Source organism: Mailhella massiliensis, from assembly GCF_900155525.1.
Classification (GTDB): domain Bacteria; phylum Desulfobacterota; class Desulfovibrionia; order Desulfovibrionales; family Desulfovibrionaceae; genus Mailhella; species Mailhella massiliensis.
Genome location: NZ_LT706942.1, coordinates 150,566 through 176,208, shown reverse-complemented (window position 1 = coordinate 176,208; position 25,643 = coordinate 150,566). Strand labels below are relative to the sequence as shown.

Here is a 25,643-nt window from a genome sequence, read left to right as displayed (position 1 = left end):
ACGAAGCAGGAAAGCTCCGCGCCTCGGGGGGAAGCGGAAACGGCCGCTGCGGCTTTGAACCCTGCTTCACGGGCAAGGGTGAAAAGTTCCGCCCGTTTCGCCTCGTCCCGCAGCATAAGGCAGGCCTCGGGGGAAAGCACCATGCGCACGCAGGCATGGACATGCGCGCCCTTCCCGGAGGGAGACTGCGCCTGCTTCGTGTTCACGGCGTCGAGAAGCACGCGAAGCACGCCTTCCAGATCCAGATCGGACGTATCCACGATGACGGCGTCCTCCGCAGGACGCAGCGGGTCCACGGCCCTGCCCCTGTCCTGCGCGTCGCGCTCCTCAATGCCCCGCTGTATGCCTTCCAGCGTTTCGCCGTTCAGCGCGCCGCGGGCCTCGAGCTCCAGATAGCGGCGGCGGGCACGCACTTCCGGTCTCGCGTCGAGAAAGAACTTGTGCCTTGCCGCAGGAAAAACCTTGGTGCCCATGTCGCGGCCTTCGGCCACAAGGGAGCTGTCCTCCCCCATCTCGCGCTGCGCGCGCTGAAGCTCTTCCCGGAGCACCGGCAGCCGCGCCACGAGAGAAGCCAGACGCCCGGCCTTTTCCGTGCGGATCTCCGCGCCTACGGGCACGCCGTTGCAGCAGAGCTGCGGAGCGCCCCCCCCTTCCGGCGTTTCCAGACTGAAACGGTATTCCCGGCAGCGGGCGCGCAGGACCGCTTCCTCCATATCGGCGGAAGCCGCGCCGAGGCGCAGCCCGAGGGTGCGGTACATGGCGCCCGTATCGAGGTAGGCTATGCCCAGTTCCGCAGCAAGGCGGCGGGCCAGCGTGCTCTTGCCCACGCCTGCGGGGCCGTCCATGGTAATGACGCCGTAAACATCGTCTGTCATATCAGGCCCCCAGAATTTCACGCACATGGCGCAGGAAGAGTTCGTTTTCCTCATCGGTGCCCACGCTCACGCGCAGCCAGTCCGGCAGATGATAGCCGCCCAGCGCGCGGATGATGATGCCCCGGCGCAGCAGTTCGCCGTGCAGGGTCTTCACGTCCGCCGTGCCTTCCGGCGTACGGAACATGAGGAAGTTCGACATGCTGGGCAACACTTCGCAGCCCATGGAGCGCAGCCCGTCGGTGAGCGCCCTGCGGCCGCGCTGCACAAGAGCGATGGTGTCTTCCCGGAACCCGGCATCCTCAAGAGCGGCCAGCGCCGCTTCCTCGGCCAGAATATTGAGCGAAAACGGCAGGCGTACGCGCCACATGTAGTCGGCTATGGCCGGAGGAAGGATGGCGTAGCCTATGCGCATACCCGCAAGGCCGTACACCTTGGAAAAGGTACGCATGAGCGCCACGTTGGGCAGTTCGCCGAGGCGCGGCAGCAGGGAATGTTCCGGCCCGGCGAATTCGATATAGGCCTCGTCCACCACCAGAAGGCAGGCGGGCGGAAGCGCCTTCGCCAGAGCGGCCAGCTCGTCAGCCGAGGCGGCCCGGCCGGAAGGATTGTCCGGCGATGTGACGATGACAAGGGTGGTGTTTTCGTCCACCAGCTTCAGAAGGCCGGGGAAATCGAAGGAGAAATCGGGCTTCAAGGGAGCCTGGCGCAGTTCCACGCCCGCCATCTTCGCCTGAGTGGGGTACAGACCGAAGCAGGGACGGAAGGCGACGGCGTTGTGTACGCCCGGTATGGCGCGCACCCGGAAAAGAAGATCGATGATCTCATCGGAACCGTTGCCCACGAACACGCGCCCCGCATCCACCCCGTAAAAGGCGGCGAGCGCCTTCACCAGACGCGGATTGCCCGACTGCGGATAACGGAAGGCCTGCCCTATGTTCTTTTCCAGAACCTCCCGCACCCGGGGAGAAACGCCCAGCGGATTCTCGTTGCTGGCCATTTTGATGACTCGGGAAAGCCCGTAACGCCCGGCTATTTCGGCAATGCTGAGGCCGGGTTCGTAGGATTCGAAGGACGCCACCTCGGGGCGGACGTCGTTGAACGAGGTAAAGGGGAGATTCATGGGTACACCTTGAAAAAAGGAAAAGATAATAAAAAGGGCTTTCCTCCCCCGGACGAAGCCGCAAAAGGAAAGCCCTGTTCCCGATCTGATGAAGCGTTAATCCTTATAGATCGCGCCGCCCGTATAATTGTCGGAAGGACGAATGGTCAGGACGGGGAGATGGGAATTCTTGACGACCCGTTCCGCCACGGAGCCGAACAGGATGCGGTCGATGCCCTTGCGGCCATGGGTGCCCATGACGATGAGGTCGGCCTCTTCCTTGGCCGCGATTTCAAGAATTTCCTCGGCGGCATAACCGACGACCACTTCGGCCTTGGTTTCCACGCCTTCGAAGTTTTCGGACACGAACTGGGCCATGGCCTTTTCCGCGCCGGAGACAATTTCACCCACAAAGCTGTCAATGGTATTCGGCGGGACGTGGAAGCCCGTGTACTGAGTCAGCGTAGGGGCCGCGTATACGGCCACGATGCTGGCATTCATGGCCTTGGCCAGCATACATGCATATTCCGCAACCGTCTTGCTGTGCTCGGAAAGGTCCAACGCGCATATGATCTTCTGCAGCTTGGGCATAATGCCTCCTCTGTTTCTTTGTTCGGGGCAGGATGCCTCCTAAACATGGCTTTATCATAAAAACTTTCCAGCAAAGTTGCAAGTATTCCCTTACGCAAAAAACTCTCTTCACGCAGAAGAGGAAACTTTTAAACGAAGACATATGAAAAGCCCGGACACGGAGAAAAAACACGTTTCTTCCCCGGCCCGGGCGCAATGTTCCTTTTCGCGGACATCAACGCATGTTCTGCGCTGTCCGTATGCCGTTACGGCCGTTGCAGACGCGCGGCTTCGGCGCGCATTTCCTCCACGATCTGCGCGGCGGCCTCCACATCGCCCTCCTCCCATGCGGCCCGGAAACAGCGGGCCATGTCGGCCAGCGTATGCATCCCGTACCTGTCCGCCGTGGCGGAAAGCTCGCGCGAACCGGCCCGTATGGCCTGCACGTCGCCGTGAATGAGCGCCTCGGAAATACGGTTCAGTCCTTCCACGATCCGTCCCGAAGGCGATTCCATCTCCTCCAGAACCTCTTCCGCCTCCCGCCCGGGAGCGGCAGGCTCCTCCGGTGAGGAAGATACGGGCGTTCCTTCCTCATGGATGAGGGAAACATCCAGTTCTATGAGCTCCTCCTCTCCGTCCTCCGGGGAGGAAACGCTCTTCTCCACGGCCGGAGCAAGATCGTCGCTGGTCAGTTCCTGTACGCCGCTCTCCTCCACCAGCACCTCTTCGGCGAGAAGATCCACCACTTCCTCTTCCGGCGTCCCGCGCGCTGTGTCCGCCGCAGGGACGGCCACGGCGTTCTCTTCCGGCTCCGCGCCGTCCGCAGCGTCTTTTGCGCGCTCCTGCGTCTCCGCAGGGCGGGTATGGGAATGGAACAGCGAGGAAAGCCACGTTCCGCCCTTTCTTTCCCGGGACCCCTCTCCCTGCAGCGAAAGCGCGCCCTGCTCCGCCGCGGCAGCAGCGGCGGCTTCCTCCGGCTTTGCTGCGGCGTTCTGCGGCTCCGCCGCCATTTCGGGAGAGGAAGCGGGCTTCGGCGCAGGTTCCGCCTTGCGCACGGCTTTGCGCTGCATACGCGCATTGCCGGAATGGGCTCCGGCCAGAACGGCTGCCAGAGTAATGCGGTCCGCGCTCAGTACGGGTCTCTCCGGCGTCGGGGAAATGAGCCATCTCGCCATGGCGCGCAGATCCCTGCGCACCACGGGCAGAATAAGGGCCTCGTCGCAGCCGGCCTTGGCGATGCGTTCCGCCTGCATGTCATCGCGGGCAAGAAGCAGGAAGGGCGCGGCGGAGAGGGCCTGCTCTCCCTCGAACATGCGTATGGCCGCAAGAGCCTGCACCATGTCCTCTTCGCCGAGATTGCCGTCGAACACCACCAGCGCGGCGGGAGCCGAGGCGTACAGCGACGCCGCCTCCTCCGCATCGCGCGCTTCCCACAGGCAGAAGCCCATGTCCTCCAGATAATGGGCATACATCTGACGGCTCAGCCCGTCGGGAGAAGCAAGAATGACGAGCGGAGCCTCCGGCCGGGGCGCTTCCGCGCCTTCCGCGGAAGGTACGGATTTTTCCGTCACTCCGTCGGCCTCCATGGCCGCGCATTCCATGCTGAAGGTAAGCTCCATGCCCTGCGGAGTGCTGTCGATGAACAGATCTCCCCCGTGGGCGGCGGCAAGTTCCCATGCGCGGGAAATAAGCATACTCTGCCTGCCCCGCGGAGGAAGTCCCTCTCCGTTGTCGGACACCGTGAACTGCAGATGCCCCGGATGGGTACTCGCGCCGGAGCGGCGCACATGCAGACTCACCGCTCCCCTGAAGGCGGCACGCACGGAATCGGCGAGCAGCAGGGAAAGCAGCGCGGTGAGGCGGGCGGCATCGCCCCGGAACTTCTGCCCCAGCTGGGGAGCCACATACCAGGCAAGGCCGAGCCCCTTCTTTTCCGCCTCGTCCGCCACCGAAGCAAAGGCCTTCCGTATGACCTGACGCAGCTCGAACACCTGCATGGAGGCTTCGGGCAGCATGGCTGCGGCGGGCAGGTCGAGCGCACTTTCGGAAAGTCTGCGCGCGGCGGCCACCATGCCGTCGGCATGGGTCATGATGTCCACCTTCTCTCTGTCCACTCCGGCCCTGGTAAGCGCCTGATCCAGACGGCAGGCCTCGTCGAAGAGCTCCTCCACCGTTCCGCGGAAGGCACGACGCAGCGCCGCAAGGCTGTTGTCCCTATAGGTATTGGCCCTGACTTCCGGCAGTCGACGTTCCGCAATGTCGAGTTCCGAAGACGACGCGCCGGCAAGGGCTTCCTTATGCGGCGCGGCGGACGAAAGAAAGAGCAGTCCGATGACCTGCCCGGCCAGCACGCTCACGCCCCACCACGGACTTTCCAGCCCGTGCGCCACGCCCCACAGGGAAACGGCGGCTCCGCCGCCCATGAAGAGGCAGGAGAAAAGGAAGGGCACGCCTCCCTGCACGCCGCGCAGAGCAAGCAGCAGCGCAGGCACGAAGTAAAGAAGCGCGGCCAGCGGCCACAGGGAAAGCAGCCTTGCCGTCCATGCCATGCCGGGCAGAAGCGGCACGATGGCGGCGCAGGCTCCGGGCAGGGCGAAGACAAGATACAGTACATCCACGAAAGGCGAGGCAAGGCGCGTGCGCATGAGCACTCTGCCCGCATGGGGCATCATGAAGAGCGCCACTCCCGCTGCGAACATGCCCGCAAAGGAAGTTGCGCCCATGGTTCCCGCAGAAGCGGAAGGAATGCCCCAGAGGCCCTGTACCAGAGCCGCAAAGGCGAGAACCGCCGTCCAGAATCTGCCTTCTCCGCGCTCGGTGAGGCTGAGCAGCAGGCAGAGCGCGCCGAGAAGTCCCAGCGATGCCAGGGAAACGACATGCGCCAGCCTTTCGGGAGAGTGCATGACCACCGGCAGCGAACAGAGCGCGGGGCGGAACCACAGGCCCGGCAGACCGTCCATGCGTATGAGCACCTGCCCCCGCCTTCCGGCAGAAGTCAGTTCATACACACCCGTCGTTTCTGCCCGGGCGCCGTTCCAGTTTCTGCCGTCGGAGGAAAGCCATACCGATACGCCGGAAGGCGCCTGCGTACCGAGATCCAGCCACAGCGTATGCGGCGCTTCGTCCCGCACGTCGGCAAGATCGAGATGCAGCCAGAGCGTACCCGTTTCGCGCGACAGAGGACCGACATGATAAGGCGTGAATTCCTGGATTCTGTCGGAAGCCTCCTCCACGCTCAGAGCACCCTTTCCGTCCGGCAGCATGGAAAGGAGGGAAAGCACGGGCAGACGCGAGGCCGTGGAGCGCTTCTCCTGCGGGGGAGGCGGCGCAGGCTGTACATCCGCCCGGATGAGCACTTCTTCGGGAAGGGCCACGGCGGGAGCGGGCTCGGCCACAAGCACCGCCGCCTCTTCCGGCCCGGCATGAAGGGGCGCAGGCATCCAGAGAAGCGCCAGAAGCACCGCCGTCATGCGAAACAGGGAAAAAGAAAACGGAAACATGACAATCCCGTATGATTACTTCTTGATGCGGTCGCGGACAGGCCTGCCCGCAGGGTCGGTGGCGTCGGGATGAAGCTCCAGTACGCGCTTCCACAGAGGCAGGGCCTCGGAAGCGCGGCCCATGTTCTCCAGCAGCCACGCGCGGTGTACGAGCGCGGGAGCGAAGGAGGCGTCGAGTTTCAGAGCCTCGGCATAGGCGCGCAGCGCCGTTTCCTTCCGGTCATGCGCTTCAAGCTGAAGCCCGGCATCCACCGCAAGCGCGGGCATGACCTTTTTCAGAGGTTCGCCGCTGGACAGGGTGAAGTCGGGATTTTCCGCAAGTACGGCATTCCAGAAGGCCACGGCCTCTTCCGGCTTTTCCAGGTCGAGCAGCAGCGTCACGCCCTTGTTGAACACGGCGTTCTTATGCCCGGGCATGTCGCGCAGAGCCTGTTCGTAGCTTTCCACGGCGCGCAGAGGTTCGCCCTTCAAGCGGTACATGGAACCCATATCCGTGCGCACGTCGGCATTGCCGGGTTCCAGCCGCAGGGAGGCCTGATAGGCTTCTATGGCGCCTTCGGCATCGCCCGCATCAAAGCAGGCGTTGCCGAGCTTCGTCCAGCGTCCGGCATCGCCGGGTTCCGCCATGGCCTCTTCCCGAAGGTGCCGTATATGTTCGTCCCCCGCCGCGTCGGCTGCCGGAGCGACTGCGGGAGAAGCGACGACGGGAACCTGCACGCCCCGCCCCGCATCCTTGTATTCCGCCGTCAGATTTCCGCATACGAAACCGGCGGCAAAGGCGGCAAGGCCCAGTATCACGGCGGAACTGGTCAGCATGACGCCGCGGGTCTTTTCATTCTTCATGACGTACTCCCGGCACCGGTCTACAGAATCCGCGTTTTCGTCCAGCCCTCGGCGTCCGCCACGGCCTCGGCATCACTGCCGCCCAGCACGCAGGGCACGGCCTTTTCCAGCGCGGAAGCAAGATAGGGCGCGAAATCATGGAAATCGGCAAGACGCGTGGCGAGAATTTCCTCGCGGATGCGCTGACGTTCCTCTTCGGATTCTCCCGCCATCCAGCGGGAAAACGCCGCGGAACCCTTCGCGCCGGGAAGCATGTAGGAATCCACATCGCCTATGGCGCCCACCACCGCACGGGTGATGTCCGCCTCGGAAAGGGAAAGGTTGCCGAGGTAGTCCGCCGTTTCCCGGTACACCCTGAGGGTATTCGCCACATTGGGGTCACGGTAGGAAGCGAAGGTGAAGGCCCCGGTGGAGCGGCCGTACCGGGCAAAGCACCCGTAGGCCCCGCCCTGCACACGCACGCGGTCCCACAAATACCCCATGCGCAGATGACGCAGAATCACCGCCTGCGAACCGCTGTAACGGTACCCCGTCCCCTTCAGGGAAAGGCCGAGGCCCACATAGTTCACCTGCGCCGGGATGCTCAGAAGTTCGGCTCCGGGAAGTTCCGCAAGCTCCACCGCGCAGCGCTCCGCGGGGCGGGAAGGCAGATTCCGCGCCAGCTTCTCCAGCACGCCGCGCGCACCGGCAAGCAGCGCCCCGTCCGCCGTCATGTCGAGCTTCACGCCCTCACGGCGCACGATGCGCCCGTGCAGCTCCGCAAGATCGGCACGCACGCTCTCCCAGTCTTCTTCCAGCCTGCGGATGAGGTCGCGCACATAAAAGAACGCGTTCACGCCGTTCATTTCCTCGGAAATGCGGCCCACGGTCGAAAGGCGGCCGTTCAGACGGGTGTTCACCAGAACATGCCCGGAGGGCACGGCGGCCTGCTCCATGCGGGCCTTTTCCTCAAGGGCCATCTGCGTGAAGCGTTCGCGGTTGTCGAAATCAGGCTCGGAAAGAATTTCCTCCATGAGAGCGGCCATGCGCTCCACCTTGTCCGCCGTGCATTTGCCGGATACGGAAAGGAAGGAGACCACGGAGGCGTCGGCGGCGCGCGGAAGCACCACGGCTCCGGCCCCCAGACTGCCGGTATGGGCGGAAATTTCAAAGCCGAGATCCACATAGTCGCGGCGCTTCGTGCCGAGTTCCGTCAGCGCGCGGGCGTACAGCGGCACCAGAGGCAGAAGGCGCGAGGGCACGGCGGCAAGATCGAAGGCGAGCCGCGCATAAAGAATGCCCGTGGTGTGGAGCGCATGGGTCACCACGTCAAGCGTGCCGCAGCTCTCCACCTCGCAGGGAATGACGGCGTTGTTCTTCGGCAGATCCTCCTTGCCGAGGCTCGGCACCGTGTTCAGCGCCTCCTCGGAATCGGGCGTCTGCTGCGCGGCGCGAAGCGCCTGCGCAATATCCGCCACCTTCGCACGTTCCTCTTCGCTCATGCCCCTGCGCAGCTCTTCCAGCTTCGCGTCTTCCGCAGCCTGACGGGCTGCGGCAAGGGAAACGTCCGGGGTGAGCAGCACGGTGACGCGGTGCGTATTGTCGAGGAACCAGCGGCGTATGGCGTTCTCAAACACGGGCTCGCTCCCGGCAAGACGCTTCTTGATGGAGGCAAGAGGCTTTTCCCAGGCAAGGGGCGCAAAGGCGTCGCCGTCGTACAGCCAGTCGGACAGACTGCGGAACATGGCCGCAAGTCCGCGGGGGAAGGAACCGGTATTGTTTTCACGCAGCATGAATTCCAGAGAATTGAGGGCCGCTTCCACAGCCGGAGCGGGGACGCCGTTCTCCGCAAGGTCCGCCAGAGTTTCCATCATGATGCGTTCCACCTCGGGGGCGTCCTTCGCATCAATGGAGCGCAGCCCCATGGAGAAGTAGGCCTGACGCAGGTCGCCCTCAAGGCCGCAGCCGGAAATGTCCTCGCCGAGGCCGGAATCCATGAGCGCCTTGCGCAGGGGGGAACCGGGAAGCGCGGAAATGATGTGCTCCAGCATGTTCAGCACGAACATTTCCTCGGTGTCCTTCGATTCGCACAGCAGCCAGTTCACGGCCACATGAGCCCTGTCGGCCTCCTCTCCTTCCGAAGCGGCATAGGGAATCTCCAGCAGGCGCGGCGTGGAAAGACGCGCCTGCAGCGGCACTTCGGAAGACACCTCGCGCCGTTCATAGGGAGCGAGCACACCGGCGATGCGGGCAAGGCGTTCCTCTTCCGCATCGTCCCCCCAGAAGAAGAAGCGCGCGTTGGAAGGATGGTAGTAGGCGGCGTGAAATTCCCGGAAGGCCTCGAAGGTGAGGGTGGGAATCACGGCAGGATCGCCGCCGGAATCCAGACTGTAGAGCATGTCGGGGAAAACGGCGTGCTGGCATTCTTCCATGAGCACGGAATCGGGCGAGGAATACACGCCCTTCATTTCATTGAACACCACGCCCTTGAACTGCCAGACACCGTCGGGAGAATCGGTCTCGATGTGCCAGCCTTCCTGGCGGAGCACGTTTTCATCGATGCGGGGATGAAAGACGGCGTCGAGATACACGTCGATCAGGTTGTAGAAATCCTGAAGGTTGCAGCTCGCCACGGGGTAGCAGGTCTTGTCGGGGAAGGTAAGCGCGTTCAGGAAGGTCTGAAGGGAGCTTTTCAGCAGTTCCACAAAGGGTTCCTTCACCGGATACCTGTCGGAGCCGCAGAGCACGGAATGCTCAAGGATGTGGGCTACGCCCGTGGAATCCCTGGGGGGCGTGCGGAAGCTTACGCCGAAGGACTTGTTTTCGTCGTCGTTGCAGACGGAAAGCAGCTCGGCCCCGGTGACCTCGTGCTTCCAGAGGCGGACGACGCCGCCCACTTCGTGCATCTTCTCTTCTCTGACAAGGAGGAATCCATGGCTGTTCATGTTGTTTCCTTATATATCTTTTCTCAAGTTCAAAATGAAAACGGCGGCCCGTCGCAAGGTCGCCGCAAGGCCCCTGCGGGCAGACGCAGACATCCGTCAGCAGTTGGCGGCGCGAAGAATTTCTTCCGCCTGTTCCAGAGCCGGGCCGTCTTCCGTTCCGCAGAGCGTACGCACGGCAAGAAGCAGAAGATCGAGAGGCAGTTCCATGGAGTAGCGCCCGTTATAGATCACGCAGCGCTCGCCATGCACCGCCATGCGGTAGGCCCTGCAGAGATTCCGGTCCCCGCCGCCCTTCTGGATGACGTAGACCTGTTCGTTCTGATCCGTGACGTAAAGCTTCTGATGGGTCAGCTCGCCGCTGTATTCATCGTACCACACGGCCTCGGAAAACAGACGGCCATGAAACATGAGGCTGGCCCCATTCTCCAGATGCAGGGTGACTTTTTCCAGTTCATTCATTGCGGCGACCATGACATCTCCATTTCCGACAACATAAAACGGGCAGAGGCCCTTTTTGTCCTCCATAGCATTGCCTGCCGGAAAGTGTCAATGTTGATATTGGTAACTTATGGAAATATATTATGTTTAATTTTATGTACGCGCATATTGCCCCCAAAGGCGCCTTTTTTCGCCGTCAGAGAAAAAAGCGTTCCCAGGCTGCGCCTTCTTGCCTTAGTCCGGGCGCAACCGTATATAAAAACCACGTTCCCTCACCTCAAGGCAAGGATTTCCCATGCAATACTGGCTTTTTAAAACAGAACCCGGCTGTTTTTCCCTGGATGATCTCATCTTCTCGCAGGATGCCGTCACCTCGTGGGACGGCGTGCGCAACTATCAGGCCCGCAATCTCATGCGTTCCATGAAAAAGGGCGATCTCGGCTTCTTCTATCACAGCGGCAAGAAGCCGGAAATCGTGGCCGTGGTGGAAGTGGTGCGTGAAGCCTACCCCGACCATACCGCGCAGGACCCGAAGAACCGTCACTTTGATGAAAAGGCCACGCCCGAAGACCCCCGCTGGTACATGGTGGACGTCAAGCTGGTCCGCCGCCTGAAAAAACCGCTTCCCCTTGAAGAGCTGCGGCGCGAGGATGCGCTGGAAGGCATGGAACTTCTGCGGCGCGGCAGCCGTCTCTCGGTGCAGCCCGTGGAAGAGAGGCACTTCAGGCATATTCTCGACATGGCGGGAGAAAGCCTCAACTGACCCCTCCTTCCGCCCTCCCCTGCCTGCATGAGGCAGGCCCGGCATCATCCCGGAAACCGTATGACAAAGCCCGCCGCCCCGGCCTGCCCGGCAGACGGCCGGGCTTTTTCCGTACGCCGTATCCCCTTTTCCGGGCGGCTCACGACAGAACACCATGAAGCCGGAGCATGTTCCCTTGCCTGCGGACGGGACGGGCGGGGCCCCCTGCCGGAAGAAGCAGGATTATTCCCGCGGCGTGCCTGCCGGGCAGGCCGGAGAGAAAAGCATGACTCCCCGCCCGGGACATGACGAAAAACGCGGCGCTTCCCCTGCCGGGAAACGCCGCGTTTCATCTTCAGACGGTCTGGAGCCTATTCGTTGCCCTTGGCGGCCTGATGAGCAGCCACGACCTTGTCGACCACGGGCTGGGGAGCTTCCTCATAGTGGTCGAATTCCATGGTGAACACGCCCTGGCCGCCGGTCATGCTGCGCAGATCGGGGGCGTAGCGGAGCACTTCGCTCATGGGCACGTTGACCTTGAGTTCCGTAATGCCGCCCTGGGAGTCGGAACCGAGCACCTTGCCGCGGCGGGAAGACAGATCGCCGATGACGTCGCCCATGTATTCATCGGGAATGGTCACGGTCATCTGCACGATGGGTTCGAGCAGCACCACCTTGAGCTGGGCCATGGCGGCCTTGAAGGCGATGGAACCGGCCATCTTGAAGGCCATTTCGGAGGAGTCCACGGTATGGTAGGAACCGTCGTACACGCGCACGCGGAAGTCCACCACCGGGCAGCCGGCGAGGTAGCCGCGGGCCGCGCTTTCCTGAATGCCCTTGTCGATGGCGGGAATGTACTGGCGGGGAATCACGCCGCCCACGATGCCGTCTTCAAAGCTGTAGCCGGAACCCCGGGGCGCGCCTTCCATTTCAATCCAGCAGTCGCCGAACTGGCCGCGGCCGCCGGACTGCTTCTTGTGACGGCCCTGCACCTGCACCTTGCCGCGCACGGTTTCGCGATAAGGCACGCGGGGCGTCTTGAGTTCGATGTCGACCTTGGAACGGCGGCGGGCCTTTTCCACGGAAATTTCGATATGCAGCTGGCCCATACCGGCGAGCAGGATGTCGGAGCTTTCCTCGTCGCGGCTGAGCTTCAGGGTCACATCTTCGTCGAGGAGCTTCTGCACGGCGGCGAAGACCTTGTCTTCATCACCCTTCTGCTTGGGAGCGAGGGCGAAGGTGATGAGCTGGGGCGGCAGCTTGGGAAGTTCCACTTCAAAGGGAGCCTTTTCGTCGCACAGGGTGTCGCCGGTGCGGGTGCCCTTGAGCTTGGTCACGCCCACGATGGAGCCGGGGCCGAGGGTGTCCTTGCAGGCGGTCTGCGTCTTGCCGTTGACGTAGAACAGGGAACCCAGGCGTTCCATTTCGCCGGTGCGCATGTTCTTCAGCGTGGAATCGGAAGAAATGGTGCCGGAAAGGACGCGGATCATGTTCACCTGGCCGGAGAAGGCGTCGTTCAGAGAGCGGAAGACCAGGCAGGTCGCCGGGCCTTCGGGATCGGCGGCGCGCTCGGAGGCGTCGGTACCGAGCACGGCGGGACGGTCCAGCGGAGAAGCCAGCAGGTTGTTGATCTGGTTGAGCAGACGGCGGCCGCCTCTGTTCTGCATGGCGGAAGAGGGAAGCACGGCCACGATTTCGCCGGAAAGCACACCCTTGCGCAGGCCGAGGGTGATGTCTTCGTCGGAAAGGGAGCCTTCTTCCAGATAGCGGTTCATGAGGTCTTCATCGGAAGAGGCGATATTCTCCACGGAGGTGTCGCGCAGCAGAATGGCTTCGTCTTCCAGTTCCGCAGGAATGGCGATTTCTTCCGTTTCGCCGTTTTCAAGGAAGCGGTACGCCTTGCTGGCGAACACGTCCACGAGCCCCACGAATTCGCCCTTTTCCAGAATCGGAATATAGAACACCACGGGACGCACGCCCAGATGCGTGGTCAGGCTGTTCAGGGCAGCGTCGAAATCGGCGCGTTCGCGGTCCATCTTGGTGACCACGGCGATGGTGGGAAGACCGGCGGCCTTCACGCTCTTCCACATACGGCGCATCTGCGGGCGCACGCCGTCCACGGCGTCCACCACGATGACGGCGCTGTCCACGGCGGAAAGCAGCCATTCCATGTCGGCGGAGAAGTTGGAATCGCCGGGAATATCCACAAGGTTATGACGGAATCCCTTCCAGTCGAAGGTGGCGAAACCGGGCTGAATGGAGCCGCGGCGCTTGATTTCTTCCGGTTCGTAGTCCAGAGCCGTGGTACCCTCTTCTATGGCGCCAAGACGATTGATGATACCGGCCTGAAAAAGAAGCATTTCTGCAAGCGAAGTCTTACCGCTGCCGCCCGTGCCGACAAGAGCATAGGTGCGTTGGTTCTCCAAAGCTATGGACATACGAATCTCCACTGGGGTTTGAATTTCTCATGGATACGGAAGCATACTCCCGCATCGGCTCAATGTTTCAATCCACAGAGGCCCCGTCCCGGATTTTTCCGCCGGCGGACGGGTGCCGCACTCCCTCCCCGGAGAGAGGGAATTACAAAAAAAGATCCATCGCGTCCGCTCAACGGCAGGCCTTTTCCTACCGGGAGGGTGTTTCGATGAATTCTTTCTATAAGGTCATAAAAAGTGCCGCTATGCCCTGTCAAGCGCATACCGCTATTTTTCTGGTAAAAAGCGGACTTTTCCGGCGTACGCATAAAAGAGTGACTTCCCGCGCGTCTTCCAGTAAGGTTGTGCCGCGCCGAAGCGCACCATTCAACGGCGATATCGCCCTTGCCTTCACGGAGTCACCATGGATATGTCAACGCCCGCTTTCGTCATCATAGGCGGCGGCCTCGCGGGGTGCGAATGCGCCTTCGCTCTTGCCCGCGCCCATCTCCCCTGCACGCTCTATGAACAGAAGCCGGAAGCCTTCTCCCCCGCCCACACCAGCCCGCTGCTCGGAGAACTCGTCTGTTCCAATTCCTTCCGCTCCAACGACGCTCAGGGGTCCGGCGTGGGCCTGCTCAAGGAGGAAATGCGCGATCTGTCCAGCGTGACCATGGATATCGCGAAAACCTGTTCCGTTCCTGCGGGCAAGGCTCTTGCCGTGGACAGGGAGCTGTTCAGCCGGGAACTCACCCGCCGCGTGGAGGAAGAACCCCTCATCACCCTCGTGCGGCGGCAGATACCGGACCTCGACGCGCCGGAACTGGAAGGGAAAACCGTCATCGTGGCCGCAGGGCCGCTCATTTCGGAAAATCTCGCCGCTTCGCTCTCTGCCGTCATCTCTCCCGAAGACGGCCCGGGCCGTCTGTACTTCTACGACGCCATCGCCCCCATCGTACGGGCCGACTCCGTGGATATGAGCATAGCGTTCCGCGGCTCCCGCTACGGCAACGACGCCCCGCCCCCCTACTCCGACGACGCGCCCTTTCTGGAAAAGCCCATGGAAACCATGGTCGATCCCCAGGCCGAGGAAAACGGCGACTACCTGAACTGCCCCATGACGCGCAGCGAATATACGGCCTTCTACGAAGCCCTGCGCGAGGCCGAGCGCGTGCCCGCCCACGACTTTGAAAAGGAAATACACTTCGAAGGCTGCATGCCCATCGAGGCGCTGGCCGACCGCGGCGACCGCACCCTTACCTTCGGGCCGCTCAAGCCCGTGGGCTTCACGGACCCGCGCACGGGCCGCCGCCCCTATGCCCTGCTCCAGCTCAGGGCCGAAAACGCCGAACGTACGTCCTTCAACCTTGTGGGCTGTCAGACGAAAATGACCTACGGCGCGCAGGACAGGGTGTTCCGCCTCGTCCCCGGCCTTGCTCATGCGGAATTTCTGCGTTTCGGCAGCGTGCACCGCAACACCTACGTCAACGCCCCCGAATGCCTGAACGACGACCTTTCGCTGAAGGCGCGTCCCCATGTGCACCTTGCCGGGCAGATAACCGGGGTGGAAGGCTATGTGGAATCCGCAGCCTGCGGCCTGTGGCTGGGCATGCTGCTTGCCGCCCGGGCCACGGGCAGGGAACTCGCCCTTCCCCCGCAGACCACGGCCCTCGGCGCGCTCATGAATCACCTTCGTACGCCCTCCCGGCAGTTCACCCCTTCCAACATTCATTTCGGCCTCATGCCGGAGCTGGCCGAACGCACGAAGAAGAAGGCCCGCAAGGCGGAAATGGCCGACCGTGCCCGTATCGACTTTGCGGCATGGCGTGAACGCGAAGGCATCTGAGGCTTCCCGCTCCGCCCCTTCGAAGCGCCGTCGGCACGGCGGCAGGCCCCGTGCCGACAGCTAAAGCAATCCTGGCCGGGCAGAAGCCATTTCTGCCCGGCGACTTTCCCTGCACGTCCCTTGCCTTCCGGCAAAAGCCCTGTCTGAAAACAGGCCCCCGTCATGGAACTTCAGGACAGTCCGGCCATGAACATCAAACGCAACATCCTGCAGTTCATTCTGGACAACGGAAAAGTCATGTCACTCCTTAATCGTCGACTTTCGGATTTTCTCCATATCCACAGCATCGTCTGCCGTGAGGATATGAGCCTCATGGTCAATTTTTCCATCAACGGCATGAAGCAGGACATTACGGTGACCGTGCGCGATGACTCCATCACCGACGACGGAAGCCGGATATGCCTGAGGAAGGCGGGCTCTTCCGTGCCCGGTATCGACAACGCCCTTGCCGAATTCGTACAGGGAAGGCGCATTCCCATACCGGAAAAATATGCCTCAACCCTCGTCAGGATAAAAAGGTTTCTGTTGTAGATCCGACGCGCTTCCGCCTTCGGCGGAGCGGGAAGGCAAGGCCCGAAAAAGCCTGCTCCGCTCCTTTCTCACCCTCAGCTTCTTTTCCCTGTGCGACTTTCGTGCTAGCCTTGCCCCATGGACATACGACACTCCTATCTGAACATATCCGACGGCGTATGGCTTGACCACAAAACGGAGGAGACGGCCGTTGCCTGGCATGATATCCGCCTGAAGGAGGAATCGGAACAGGAACGCGAGGCCCTCGCCGACGTCCTTCGCGGCATGGGAGTGGAGGAGGAAGCCGTTACCGCCTGCACCATTCCCGTCCGCTTTCCTTCCGTGGATGTCAGCCGCAGCTGCCTTTTTCTCCGCTTTCCCCAACGTTCCCGCTGGAACGGCGAAGAGGCCTTCTACGTCATGCTTCTGTGCGTGAAGAACGCCGTGTTCAGCATCGGGCCCGATCAGTCCCCGCTGTTCGACAGGGCGCGCCAGAGGCTGGAAAACGGCAACCAGCCTGCGGAGTTTTCCAGTCAGGCTCTTCTGCTGTTCATTCTGGACGTCTGCACGGACATCAGCACCCTCCAGTACATGGCCGCCCGTTCGGCAGTGGAAAATCTGGCCGACCGTATCGACGACGAGCCGGACAACATACGACAGGAGGAACTCATCGCCCTCCGCCGCCGTGTGGCGCGCCTGTATTCGCAGTTCGAAGATCAGCATTACTGCATGGCTGCCCTGCAGAGCATACAGGCGCAGAATCTTCCCCTCCAGCACCTGAAGACGGAACTGCGCGACATCATGGAAAGCCAGAATCATGTGGTACGCAGCCAGGATCAGCTGGAAATACGGCTGCGCGATCTGCACAACGACTGCCTGCTCCACGCTCAGAGAAAAACGGATTACAGGCTGCGCGTACTCACGGTGCTCACCTCGCTCTGCATGCCGCTCAGCGTCATTGCGGGCATTTACGGCATGAATTTTCACTTCATGCCGGAACTGGACTGGGAATACGGCTACTTTGCAGTGCTCGGAATCATGTTTTTCATCACCGTGTCGCTGCTGCTGTTCTTCTTCAAAAAAGGCTGGTTCAAGTAGCCGGTAAAAAGCAGGCTTTCCGCCTCAGCCGGAAAAGCGGGGCTGAAAGATTCCCGCCCCGGTTCCGGCCGAACGCACGGCACGGCCCTTTCCCTTTGCTGCATAACGGAAAATCATTGCCTTCCGCCATGGTTCCGCCGCATCATGGCTTTTTTTCGCGTGCTTGACAGAGGGACGCTTCCGAAGCATCCTGAAAAAAATTCCCCTGACGGGGCTTTTTTTCGCCGCCGCCCTGCCCCTCTTTCTCAGACGTTCCGTTTTCTGCGGCACGCAAAGGAGCCCTCATGTTCCCACGTTCCCGCACTTTCTCTCTCTTTCTCTGCGCCGGAGCGGCGTCTCTTTGTCTGTGCGCCTGCCAGCCCAAAAAGGGCGGAGAAATTCTTCCCGCTCCTCAGACACAGCCCGCATCCTCCGCTTCCACGGAAGGAATACTGCCCGGCCCCCATTCCCCGGTCGTGTACCGTACCAATCTCTGCCCTACCGTCATGAGTCTCGGGGAAGACGTGGCCGACATTGCCCGGCAACATATCGGCATTCGCTACCGGTCCGGCGGAGCCTCCCCCAAGTCCGGTTTCGACTGTTCCGGCTTCGTGTACTGGGTGTTCTCCAAATACGGTGTTACTGTGCCGCGCGATTCGGTGCGGCAGTCCCGTGCCGGGCATGCGGTAGACAGAGAGGACCTTCTGCCCGGCGACATCATCATCTTCCGCATCGCCAATACGCCCAACGGCAGGCATTCCGCCATCTACCTCGGCGACGGGCGCTTCATCCACAGTCCTTCCGCCGGTTCCTCCGTCCGCATCGAAAAGCTGAACGCCTCCTACTGGAACCGTCACTATCTTACGGCCCGCCGCGTGCTTGAAGCCCCGCCCTGCGACCTCGACCTTTCCCTCATTCCCGATGTCGCCGACGCCGTCATCGCGGACATGCCCTCCTGACGGAGGGCGGAACCGCCTTCCTTCAAGCCACGGTTCTGCCGTGGCTTTTTTCTTCTCTACCGCCGCTTTTGCGACCGCCGCCCCGCGCGGAAGAACGCTCTGCGAGTCCTTCCCGTTCTCGAGAACGCCGCCTCTTGTTTCAAAAATCCGCCCTTCCGGGAAAACGCCCCGGTCCTGAAAAAACATGAGCTCCGCCTTCCGGCACTTCATGGAAGGCGGACATGCGGCATAACGCGCCCCGAGCCTATCCCCCCAACGGGGCGTCACCGGTCGCGCCGCGTTTCTCCGTTCCGTCCGTTCATGTTCCGCTCTTCCCGGAGCTTCCGCGTTTCCCGCAGGCAATATGCCGGACCGGAGTCTTTCCTCTTCCGGTCTCCCCGCTTTTGCCGGAACATGGCGGGCGGAGCCGGCCCCCGGCCGGAGGAAAGGCGTTCCCCGGCCGAAGACGCGAAAAGGCCCCTTCCTGGGAAGGGGCCTTTTTTCAAAAGGATGTCAGACTACATTTCCGGGGGCAGCTCGTTGAGCTGAGCCTGCGAGAACACGGGACCGTCCAGGCAGACGAACTTGCCGCCCAGATTGCAGCGCCCGCAGATGCCGATACCGCACTTCATGCGGCGCTCAAGGGTGGTGATGATGTTCTCATCCTTGAAGCCCAGTTCGCGGAACGCCGCCAGCGTGAACTTGATCATGATGGGCGGGCCGCAGAGCACGGCGATGGTGTTGTCCGGGCTGGGGGCGAGTTCCTTGAGCACGTTGGGAATCATGCCCACGCGGTGAGGCCAGTTGGGCGCTTCGCGGTCGATGGTGAGCGTGGTGTGCAGAACGTCGCTCTCCAGCCAACCGGGCAGGTCGCCCTTGAAGGCCATGTCTTCGGGAGAACGCGCGCCGTACAGCAGGCTGAGCTTGCCGTACTCGGAAGCGTGCTCCATGACGTGCAGCATGATGGTGCGGATGGGCGCCATGCCGATGCCGCCGCCCACGAACACGATGTTCTTGCCCTTCCACTGCTCATAGGGGAAATAGTTCCCCAGAGGAGCACGCACGCCCACCTTGTCGCCGGGCTGCAGCTTGTGGATGGCGGTGGTCACCTCGCCTGCGCGCATGACGGAAAACTGAAGGTAATCCCTGCATGAAGGCGGAGTGTTGATGACGAACGTGGATTCGCCCACGCCGAACACGGAAAGCTGCCCCACCTGACCGGGCTGGTAGGTGAAGCTGTTCCAGGCTTCCTCATTGTCGAAGCGCACGCGGAACGACTTGATGGTGGGCGATTCCGTGATGACTTCCAGAACCGTGGCGACTTCAGGCAGGTAAGGATTCTTGCTGCAGCCGCAGTTATGTTCGCTCATAGTCTCTCCTTACCTCTTCTTGGCCTTGCTTTTGGAAGAACGGGAAGTCTTCGGCGCGGCTTTCGGCGCGGATGCCTTGACCTGAGCCTTGGGGGCTTCGACGACTTCCGCAGCCGGAGCTTCGGCAGGCGCTTCCGCCACGGCGACTTCTTCCGCCGCAGCTTCGGGAGCGGCTTCCGCAGGGGCGGGAGCTTCCACCGGGGTGGGCGCAGCGGCCTTTTCCGCAGCCGCAGCTTCCACGGGGACTTCCACCGCGGCAGCTTCGGGCGCAGGGGCTTCCGCAGGAGCGGGAGCCGCTTCTTCCTTGATTTCGATGGTCGCGCCTTCCACGGCGGCCTTCACCATGTGCCGGATATCCAGCGACACGGGGCAGCTCACCACGCAGCGGCCGCAGCCCACGCAGGAGAAGAAGCCGTCGTAGCGTTCAGGGTAGAAGCTGAACTTGTGGCTGACGCGGTTGCGCATACGGTCGGCCTTGCTCGGACGGGGATTGTGCCCGCTCGTCTCCAGCGTAAAGAGCGGAGACATGCAGGAATCCCAGCTGCGCAGGCGGCGGCCGTCCAGCTGCGAGCCTTCATCGGTAATGGTGAAGCACTGGCAGGTGGGGCACAGGTAGGTGCACGCGCCGCAGGAAAGGCACTTGACCGTTTCCTTTTCCCAGAAGGCCGTATCGGTGAAGCGGGAAGCCACCTTTTCGGCCACATGGGTCAGCGTGGAGGGCGCAGGCAGGGAGGCTGCTGCGGCGACATGAGCAGCTTCCACATCGGCGACCCTGTCGGCAGCGTCGGCAAAGCCCGCGCCTTCCAGCAGGGAGGCGCCCTTTTCCGTCACCGCTTCCAGCACGAAGCCGCCTTCCACGGCGGTGAAGAAGACGTCGGAACCTTCCTTATCGGAAGGATGGCTCCCCACCCAGTTGCAGAAACAGGAAGAGAAGGCCGTGGGACAGGCCTGCGTCACGATGACGGTGGCCTTGCGGCGGGCGCCGTAGTACGGGTCCTTGAACTTTCCTTCCAGGTAGGGGCGGTCGAGCACCACGAAGCCGCGCGCGTCGCAGGGGCGGCAGCCGAAAAGTACCGTGGGTTCGGCCTGACAGGGATTTTCCAGCGTGGTGGTCAGCTTCGAGGGGTCTTCCTCGTTCTTCACGGACTTGAAGGTCACCAGCGTTTCACACTGGGGCAGCATGGCCTGCTTGGGAGAAGCCGTGGCGCGGCGAAGCAGCGCATCCACATCGGCGGAGGCGAGTTCTTCCGCCGTATGCGGGCGATAGACCACGCTGGGGCCTTCCTTGCGGGGAGCCAGCACGCGATAGCCTGAGGCCAGGTGGGAAAGCCAGCCCGTCAGCTCTTTCGGTGTTGCGAAAAGGAGACTGCTCATGCCAGATCACGCTCCTTGATAGTCGGTTCTTCCACCTGATAGGTGAGCAGCGGAGGCGTGGCGTTCACATCAAGGCCCGCGCCGTAGCTGAAGATCTTCTTAATCATGCGGCCAAACTGCTGCTTGAGCGCGAACACGGGAATGTCCATGGGGCAGGCGCGTTCGCATTCGGTGCAGCCCGTGCAGCGCCCGGCGAGATGCTGGGCGTGGATGAGCTGGAAGAACAGCTTCTGCTGCACGGTGTCTTCCTGCGTGACCCACGCGGGATCGCGCGAATCGGACACGCAGTGGTCGCGGCATACGCACATGGGGCAGGCGCCGCGGCAGGCATGGCAGGCGATGCAGCGTTCCATCTGGCCCTTCCAGTAGCCCATGCGTTCCTCAAGGCTCAGGGAGTCGAGGAAGCGCAGCGCGGGGCTGCGGCCGTCGGCAGGTTCCTCGGGCTCGATGGTGGGTCTGCCCACAAACACGTCGGAAAGCACGGCGTTGGGCCTGGTGCAGGTGCGGCACTTGTCCTGCGCCACTTCAGCCATGGTCATTTCGTATTCCTGACCATCGGCGGTGACGATGAGCCTGTTGCCCTTGCCCGTGAAGGATTCCACCTTCGCTCCTTCGGGGAGCTTCGCCAGCACGCGGGACACGTTCACCGTGCCGTTGCAGCCCATGCCGAAGATCTTCACATCCTCGCGGGAAATGAGCTCTTCGGCCAGAAGTTCCACAACGCCCTTGCTGTCGCAGCCCTTGACCACCACGCCTATCTTGCGGCCCTTGTACTGGGGCAGATATACGGCGAGGTTGTGCACGTTGAAGGGGCCCCAGATGAGGGAATCCACTTCTTCGGGCGTGGTCATGAACACAGGTTCCGCATGTACGGCGTCGAAGCCCTGCTTCCAGCCGAGCACGCCTTCCAGGCCGCCCGCCAGGGCGTCCTTGATGGCCTGTTTGAGTTCGGGCAGGGAGGGATGTTCGCCGCAGCCCAGAGGACGGATGGACTCCACGAGTTCCTCGGGTCTGTCGTACCGGGCGGGCACGTCTTCCCAGCGGGGGGCCGGGCCGAGGGCATGGATGCGGTTCGTGAAGTTGGTCACCACGTCCTTCCAGCGCTGACCTTCGGAGGCGGAAACCCAGGTGTACTCGAAGCGGTCGGGGTTGATGCCGATGACGGGCAGAAACTGCTTGAGCATTTCCAGACGGCGACGGGCGTAGTAGTTGCCCGCGGAGTAATGGCAGTCGCGCGGATGGCAGCCCGACACCAGAACGCCGTCGGCCCCGTTGATGAGGGCCTTGAGCACGAAGAGAGGATTCACGCGGCCCGAGCAGGGAACGCGGATGATGCGAAGGTCGGTAGGCTGAACGGCACGGGCGGTACCGGCCGTGTCGGCGCCGCCGTAAGAGCACCAGTTACACAGAAAACCTACGATACGGAGCTCCTTGCCGGCTAAGACAGACATAGGGCGTTCACCTCCGCGAGAAGCTGATTGTCAGTGAAATGGGCGACCTGAATGGCGCCCTGCGGGCAGGTGGCCGTGCAGACGCCGCAGCCCTGGCAGACCGTTTCGATCACATGGGCCTTCTTCTGACCGCGGATCTCCACTTCCTCGATGGCCTGATAGGGGCAGACCTTGATGCACTTGCCGCAGGCCACGCAGCGCTTGATGTCCACCACGGAGACCTGGGGGTCGTTCTCAAGCTTGGGCTTGGAGAACAGAGCCATGACCTTGGCGGCCGCGGCGCTGCCCTGTGCGACGGAGGCGGGAATATCCTTGGGGCCCTGGCACACGCCGGCGAGGTACACGCCTGCGGTATTGGTTTCCACGGGGCGCAGCTTCACATGGCTTTCCATGAAGAAGCCGAAATGGTCGTAGGAAATGCGGAGCTTTTCCGCAAGATTGCCCGCGCCCCTGGAGCCTTCCACGCCCACGGCGAGAACCACCATGTCCGCATCGACCTCCACGGATTCGCCGAGCAGCGTATCCGCGCCGCGCACGATGTAGCCGACCTTGCCGTCGGGACGCACCGTGGGCTGTATGGCCGAAACACGGCCGCGGATGTACTGCACGCCGTACTCTTCCTGAGCGCGGCGGGTGAATTCGTCATACATCTTGCCCGGGGCGCGGATGTCCATATAGAACACGAAGGCTTCCGCATCCGGCAGATGGTCCTTGGTCATGATGGCCTGCTTGGCCGTGTACATGCAGCAGAAGCCCGAGCAGTAGGGGCGGCCGATGGAGCAGTCGCGGGACCCCACGCACTGGATGAACACGATGTTCTTCGGTTCCATACCGTCGGAGGGACGGTGGATATGGCCGCCGGTGGGGCCGGAAGCGGACATCATGCGTTCGTACTGGAGGCTGGTGATGACGTCGGGATAGGCGCCAGCACCGTATTCCTTGTACACGGTCCAGTCCACCAGGTCGTAACCGGTGGCCGCGATGATGGCGCCCACCTTTTCTTCCACGATCTCATCCACCATATCGTACACGATGGCTCCGGTGGGGCACACCTTGGAACACACGCCGCACTTGCCTTCCTTGATCTTGCGGCAGTAGTCGGGGTTGATGGTGGCCTTCTTGGGAATGGCCTGGGGGAAGGGAATGTTGATGGCGCGGCAGTTGCTGATGCCTTCGTTGAAGGCGTCGGGCACGTTCTTGCTGGGGCACTTCTCGGTGCAGGTTCCGCAGCCGGTGCACTTGTCCCAGTCCACATAGGTGGCGCGCTTTCTGATCTTCACGGTAAAGTTGCCGACGAAGCCGGAAATGCTCTCCACCTCGGAATGGGCGTACAGCGTGATGTTGGGGTTCTGGGCCACGTCCACCATCTTGGGGGCGAGCACGCAGCTCGAGCAGTCGATGGTGGGGAAGGTCTTGTCGAGTTTGGCCATCTTGCCGCCGATGGTGCTTTCGCGTTCCACCATGACCACGCCTATGCCGGATTCGGCAGCGTCGAGAGCGGCCTGGATGCCCGCCACGCCGCCGCCGATGACGAGAACGCGCTTGGTCACGTCGAACTGCTTGGCGTAAAGGGGCGTGTTGCGGCGCAGCTTTTCCACGGCAAGACGCACCAGCTCGGCGGCCTTGTTGGTATTGGCTTCGCGGTCGCGGCCGATCCACGAAACGTGTTCGCGGATGTTGGCCATTTCAAACATGTAGCGGTTGAGACCAGCGCGTTCCACGGTGCGGCGGAACGTGGGTTCGTGCATACGCGGAGAGCAGGAAGCCACCACCACGCCGTCGAGGCCGTGCTTCTTGATGGCCTGGACGATGTTTTCCTGCCCGGGTTCGGAACAGGTGTACATGGTGTCTTCGGAGAACACGACATCGGGGTAGGTCAGCGCGATCTTGGCAACCGTGGCGGTATCCACCGTCGCTTCGATGTTGCTGCCGCAGTGACAGACGAATACGCCGATTTTCATGATGCGGCTCCTGCGGCCTTCATGGCTTCAAGCTCGGCGGAAACGCGCGCCTTGCGGCGCTCGGCGATCTTGTCCAGAAGGGGATAGGGATTGACGGCCAGCTTGTCCAGACGCATGGCGTTTCTGGGCAGGCCGAAGGCGAGCGCGATCAGCTGGGTGTAGTAGAACACCGGCAGACCGAAAAAGCTCTTCTTCGAAATCCTGGCGGCCTGACGCTGGCGCAGGTCGAGATTCATGTGGCACAGGGGGCAGGCGGTAACCACGGCTTCCGCGCCCACGGCCTTGGCCGTGTCGAGAATGCGGCCGCTCAGGGATCCGGGAACATTCACGTCCGGGATGCCCATGGCCGCGCCGCAGCACTCCGTCTTCAGCGCGAAGGGCAGAACTTCCGCGCCGAGAGCCTTCATGATGTTGTCGAGGGAAACGGGGTTCTCCGGGTCGTCGAACTTCGCCACATGGGCGGGACGGCTCAGGAGACAGCCGTAATAGGTGACGACCTTCACGCCTTCCAGAGGATAGGTCACGCGGGAAGCCACGTTCTCAACCCCCACATGCTCCACGATGGCCTGAAGCACGGAGTAGGTTTCCATGAGGTCGGCCCCGCCTTCGGCATTGGCAGGGGTGGGGGCGTCGAGCAGTTCGTCCACACCGGCCTTGAAGGCGGGATTCTGCATACGGTAGCGGGCCATCTTCAGGTTGGAAGAGCAGCTCGGGCACGGAGAAATCACGCAGTCGGCGCCGGTTTTCGCGGCCTGCATCAGGTTGCGCGCCGCAAGGGCGCCGGAAAGCTCGTGACTTACGGAGTGGGCGGGCGTGGAGCCGCAGCAGTTCCAGTCTTCGATTTCCACAAGATCCATGTTCAGCGCGTTGCACACCGCGCGGGTGGAGGCTTCGTACTCCACCGAGGTGCCGTGGCCCGAACAGCCGGGATAGTAGGCGTATTTCATGGCTCAGCTCCTCTTTTCCGCGTAGCGCTTGAATATGCGCGCCACTTCCTCGCGGCCGTGGATGACGGAGGGAATGAAGGGCATCTTGTTCTTCAGAAGCGCCGTGGGGGCTATTTCCAGGTTGCCCCAGCCGCGCAGCGTGCGCCCCATGTAGTCGGCCATGACGCCGAGTTCATAGGAGCGGCCCGTAGCGTGCACGGTATCCAGAAACGCCTTCCAGAAGGATTCGATGGGCCGATCCTGCACCCACCCCTCGCGACGGGCCATCATGCGGAGCGTTTCCATCACCGCGGCGACGTCGATATTATTGGGGCAGCGGGCGCTGCAGGTCGAACACGACAGACACAGCCACAGCGAACGGTTCTTCAGGGCCTCTTCCTTGAGGCCCATCTGCACGGCGCGCATGATCTGGCTGACCTGACGGTCATAGAACTGGGCGCCGGGGCAGCCCGCCGTGCACTTGCCGCATTGGTAGCAGGCCGACAGGTTCTGACCGCTCTCTTCTTCGACCTGACGCTTGAACTTCAGGTCCCTGGCTTTATCAAGCCTAGTGATGTTCATAGAGACTCCCCTTGAAGACTTCTCAAACCGGTCGAAACTCACGATGCTTTCTGCCCGGCACAGAAAAAGCCTTTCAGTGTCTGACAAAAAAAGGACAGCAGTATCCCTTTTAACAACATGCAGTAGAACACACTTCCGACGTCAAGTCCAGAGCCGCCGTGGAATGCGTTTTGAAAGAATGTCCCGTTTTTCCGCCCCTTCCG

Annotated in this window: 18 protein-coding genes and 1 pseudogene; 5 read left to right on the top strand and 14 right to left on the bottom strand. The window is 62.2% G+C overall.

What is annotated here, in order from left to right:
* Nucleotides 1–194: 194 nt before the first annotated feature.
* The 7 genes and pseudogenes from cmk to CZ345_RS03155 all read right to left on the bottom strand — a co-directional run.
* Nucleotides 195–875, bottom strand: a pseudogene (cmk, locus tag CZ345_RS03185) ((d)CMP kinase); the annotation flags it as partial.
* Between the two features lies 1 nt (nt 876).
* Complete coding sequence (hisC, locus tag CZ345_RS03180; protein ID WP_077071750.1) at nt 877–1,995, bottom strand: histidinol-phosphate transaminase; 1,119 nt, start codon at nt 1,993–1,995, stop codon at nt 877–879.
* A 96-nt stretch (nt 1,996–2,091) separates the two neighbouring features.
* Nucleotides 2,092–2,565 carry a universal stress protein gene (locus tag CZ345_RS03175; protein WP_077071749.1) on the bottom strand — a complete coding sequence of 158 codons (474 nt, stop codon included), beginning with the start codon at nt 2,563–2,565 and terminating at the stop codon, nt 2,092–2,094.
* A gap of 245 nt (nt 2,566–2,810) precedes the next feature.
* Entirely contained in the window at nt 2,811–6,044 is a 3,234-nt protein-coding gene (locus CZ345_RS03170) for a hypothetical protein (protein ID WP_077071748.1), read from the bottom strand.
* Between the two features lie 15 nt (nt 6,045–6,059).
* On the bottom strand, nt 6,060–6,887 hold the full coding sequence (locus tag CZ345_RS03165) for a tetratricopeptide repeat protein (RefSeq protein ID WP_077071747.1): 828 nt from the start codon (nt 6,885–6,887) through the stop codon (nt 6,060–6,062).
* 20 nt (nt 6,888–6,907) lie between these two features.
* Nucleotides 6,908–9,811: an insulinase family protein gene (locus tag CZ345_RS03160; RefSeq protein ID WP_077071746.1), complete on the bottom strand. Its 2,904-nt coding sequence runs from the start codon at nt 9,809–9,811 to the stop codon at nt 6,908–6,910.
* 96 nt (nt 9,812–9,907) lie between these two features.
* Nucleotides 9,908–10,282, bottom strand: coding sequence for a hypothetical protein (locus CZ345_RS03155; protein ID WP_077071834.1), 375 nt, complete (start codon nt 10,280–10,282; stop codon nt 9,908–9,910).
* Between the two features lie 262 nt (nt 10,283–10,544).
* On the opposite strand from CZ345_RS03155, the gene CZ345_RS03150 reads away from it, so the two are divergent.
* Nucleotides 10,545–11,012 carry an EVE domain-containing protein gene (locus tag CZ345_RS03150; protein WP_077071745.1) on the top strand — a complete coding sequence of 156 codons (468 nt, stop codon included), beginning with the start codon at nt 10,545–10,547 and terminating at the stop codon, nt 11,010–11,012.
* Between the two features lie 350 nt (nt 11,013–11,362).
* Here CZ345_RS03150 and CZ345_RS03145 read toward each other — a convergent pair whose 3' ends face one another.
* The gene (locus tag CZ345_RS03145; protein ID WP_077071744.1) at nt 11,363–13,429 is read right to left on the bottom strand and encodes an elongation factor G; all 2,067 of its coding nucleotides are present in this window, start codon (nt 13,427–13,429) and stop codon (nt 11,363–11,365) included.
* A gap of 406 nt (nt 13,430–13,835) precedes the next feature.
* Between CZ345_RS03145 and trmFO the strand changes: the two genes are divergently transcribed.
* The 4 genes from trmFO (at nt 13,836) to CZ345_RS03125 (ending at nt 17,797) form a co-directional block, all read left to right on the top strand.
* Nucleotides 13,836–15,251 carry a methylenetetrahydrofolate--tRNA-(uracil(54)-C(5))-methyltransferase (FADH(2)-oxidizing) TrmFO gene (trmFO, locus tag CZ345_RS03140; RefSeq protein WP_144277234.1) on the top strand — a complete coding sequence of 472 codons (1,416 nt, stop codon included), beginning with the start codon at nt 13,836–13,838 and terminating at the stop codon, nt 15,249–15,251.
* Between the two features lie 162 nt (nt 15,252–15,413).
* Nucleotides 15,414–15,782, top strand: a complete 369-nt coding sequence (locus CZ345_RS03135; RefSeq protein ID WP_077071742.1) for a hypothetical protein — start codon at nt 15,414–15,416, stop codon at nt 15,780–15,782.
* Between the two features lie 117 nt (nt 15,783–15,899).
* Entirely contained in the window at nt 15,900–16,859 is a 960-nt protein-coding gene (locus tag CZ345_RS03130) for a magnesium transporter CorA family protein (protein ID WP_077071741.1), read from the top strand.
* A 284-nt stretch (nt 16,860–17,143) separates the two neighbouring features.
* Nucleotides 17,144–17,797, top strand: a complete 654-nt coding sequence (locus tag CZ345_RS03125) for a C40 family peptidase (protein ID WP_077071740.1) — start codon at nt 17,144–17,146, stop codon at nt 17,795–17,797.
* Between the two features lie 497 nt (nt 17,798–18,294).
* Here CZ345_RS03125 and CZ345_RS03120 read toward each other — a convergent pair whose 3' ends face one another.
* Genes CZ345_RS03120 through CZ345_RS03095 form a run of 6 tightly spaced genes read right to left on the bottom strand, consistent with a single transcriptional unit; the run spans nt 18,295 to nt 25,440 of the window.
* On the bottom strand, nt 18,295–19,146 hold the full coding sequence (locus CZ345_RS03120; RefSeq protein WP_077071739.1) for an FAD/NAD(P)-binding protein: 852 nt from the start codon (nt 19,144–19,146) through the stop codon (nt 18,295–18,297).
* Between the two features lie 9 nt (nt 19,147–19,155).
* Nucleotides 19,156–20,520, bottom strand: coding sequence for a 4Fe-4S dicluster domain-containing protein (locus CZ345_RS03115; protein ID WP_077071738.1), 1,365 nt, complete (start codon nt 20,518–20,520; stop codon nt 19,156–19,158).
* Nucleotides 20,517–21,971, bottom strand: a complete 1,455-nt coding sequence (locus tag CZ345_RS03110; protein WP_077071737.1) for a hydrogenase iron-sulfur subunit — start codon at nt 21,969–21,971, stop codon at nt 20,517–20,519. Before CZ345_RS03110 ends, CZ345_RS03115 begins: the two co-directional genes overlap by 4 nt.
* Complete coding sequence (locus CZ345_RS03105; RefSeq protein WP_077071736.1) at nt 21,959–23,932, bottom strand: CoB--CoM heterodisulfide reductase iron-sulfur subunit A family protein; 1,974 nt, start codon at nt 23,930–23,932, stop codon at nt 21,959–21,961. The genes CZ345_RS03110 and CZ345_RS03105 overlap by 13 nt, the downstream gene beginning before the upstream one ends.
* The gene (locus tag CZ345_RS03100) at nt 23,929–24,879 is read right to left on the bottom strand and encodes a CoB--CoM heterodisulfide reductase iron-sulfur subunit B family protein (RefSeq protein WP_077071735.1); all 951 of its coding nucleotides are present in this window, start codon (nt 24,877–24,879) and stop codon (nt 23,929–23,931) included. Before CZ345_RS03100 ends, CZ345_RS03105 begins: the two co-directional genes overlap by 4 nt.
* A 3-nt stretch (nt 24,880–24,882) precedes the next feature.
* Nucleotides 24,883–25,440, bottom strand: coding sequence for a 4Fe-4S dicluster domain-containing protein (locus CZ345_RS03095; RefSeq protein ID WP_077071734.1), 558 nt, complete (start codon nt 25,438–25,440; stop codon nt 24,883–24,885).
* Nucleotides 25,441–25,643: the final 203 nt, after the last annotated feature.

Coding starts and splice junctions, on each gene's coding strand:
- hisC (WP_077071750.1), bottom strand. CDS start 1,995: ATGAATCTCCCCTTTACCTCGTTCAACGACGTCCGCCCCGAGGTGGCG.
- CZ345_RS03175 (WP_077071749.1), bottom strand. CDS start 2,565: ATGCCCAAGCTGCAGAAGATCATATGCGCGTTGGACCTTTCCGAGCAC.
- CZ345_RS03170 (WP_077071748.1), bottom strand. CDS start 6,044: ATGTTTCCGTTTTCTTTTTCCCTGTTTCGCATGACGGCGGTGCTTCTG.
- CZ345_RS03165 (WP_077071747.1), bottom strand. CDS start 6,887: ATGAAGAATGAAAAGACCCGCGGCGTCATGCTGACCAGTTCCGCCGTG.
- CZ345_RS03160 (WP_077071746.1), bottom strand. CDS start 9,811: ATGAACAGCCATGGATTCCTCCTTGTCAGAGAAGAGAAGATGCACGAA.
- CZ345_RS03155 (WP_077071834.1), bottom strand. CDS start 10,282: ATGGTCGCCGCAATGAATGAACTGGAAAAAGTCACCCTGCATCTGGAG.
- CZ345_RS03150 (WP_077071745.1), top strand. CDS start 10,545: ATGCAATACTGGCTTTTTAAAACAGAACCCGGCTGTTTTTCCCTGGAT.
- CZ345_RS03145 (WP_077071744.1), bottom strand. CDS start 13,429: ATGTCCATAGCTTTGGAGAACCAACGCACCTATGCTCTTGTCGGCACG.
- trmFO (WP_144277234.1), top strand. CDS start 13,836: ATGTCAACGCCCGCTTTCGTCATCATAGGCGGCGGCCTCGCGGGGTGC.
- CZ345_RS03135 (WP_077071742.1), top strand. CDS start 15,414: ATGGAACTTCAGGACAGTCCGGCCATGAACATCAAACGCAACATCCTG.
- CZ345_RS03130 (WP_077071741.1), top strand. CDS start 15,900: ATGGACATACGACACTCCTATCTGAACATATCCGACGGCGTATGGCTT.
- CZ345_RS03125 (WP_077071740.1), top strand. CDS start 17,144: ATGTTCCCACGTTCCCGCACTTTCTCTCTCTTTCTCTGCGCCGGAGCG.
- CZ345_RS03120 (WP_077071739.1), bottom strand. CDS start 19,146: ATGAGCGAACATAACTGCGGCTGCAGCAAGAATCCTTACCTGCCTGAA.
- CZ345_RS03115 (WP_077071738.1), bottom strand. CDS start 20,520: ATGAGCAGTCTCCTTTTCGCAACACCGAAAGAGCTGACGGGCTGGCTT.
- CZ345_RS03110 (WP_077071737.1), bottom strand. CDS start 21,971: ATGTCTGTCTTAGCCGGCAAGGAGCTCCGTATCGTAGGTTTTCTGTGT.
- CZ345_RS03105 (WP_077071736.1), bottom strand. CDS start 23,932: ATGAAAATCGGCGTATTCGTCTGTCACTGCGGCAGCAACATCGAAGCG.
- CZ345_RS03100 (WP_077071735.1), bottom strand. CDS start 24,879: ATGAAATACGCCTACTATCCCGGCTGTTCGGGCCACGGCACCTCGGTG.
- CZ345_RS03095 (WP_077071734.1), bottom strand. CDS start 25,440: ATGAACATCACTAGGCTTGATAAAGCCAGGGACCTGAAGTTCAAGCGT.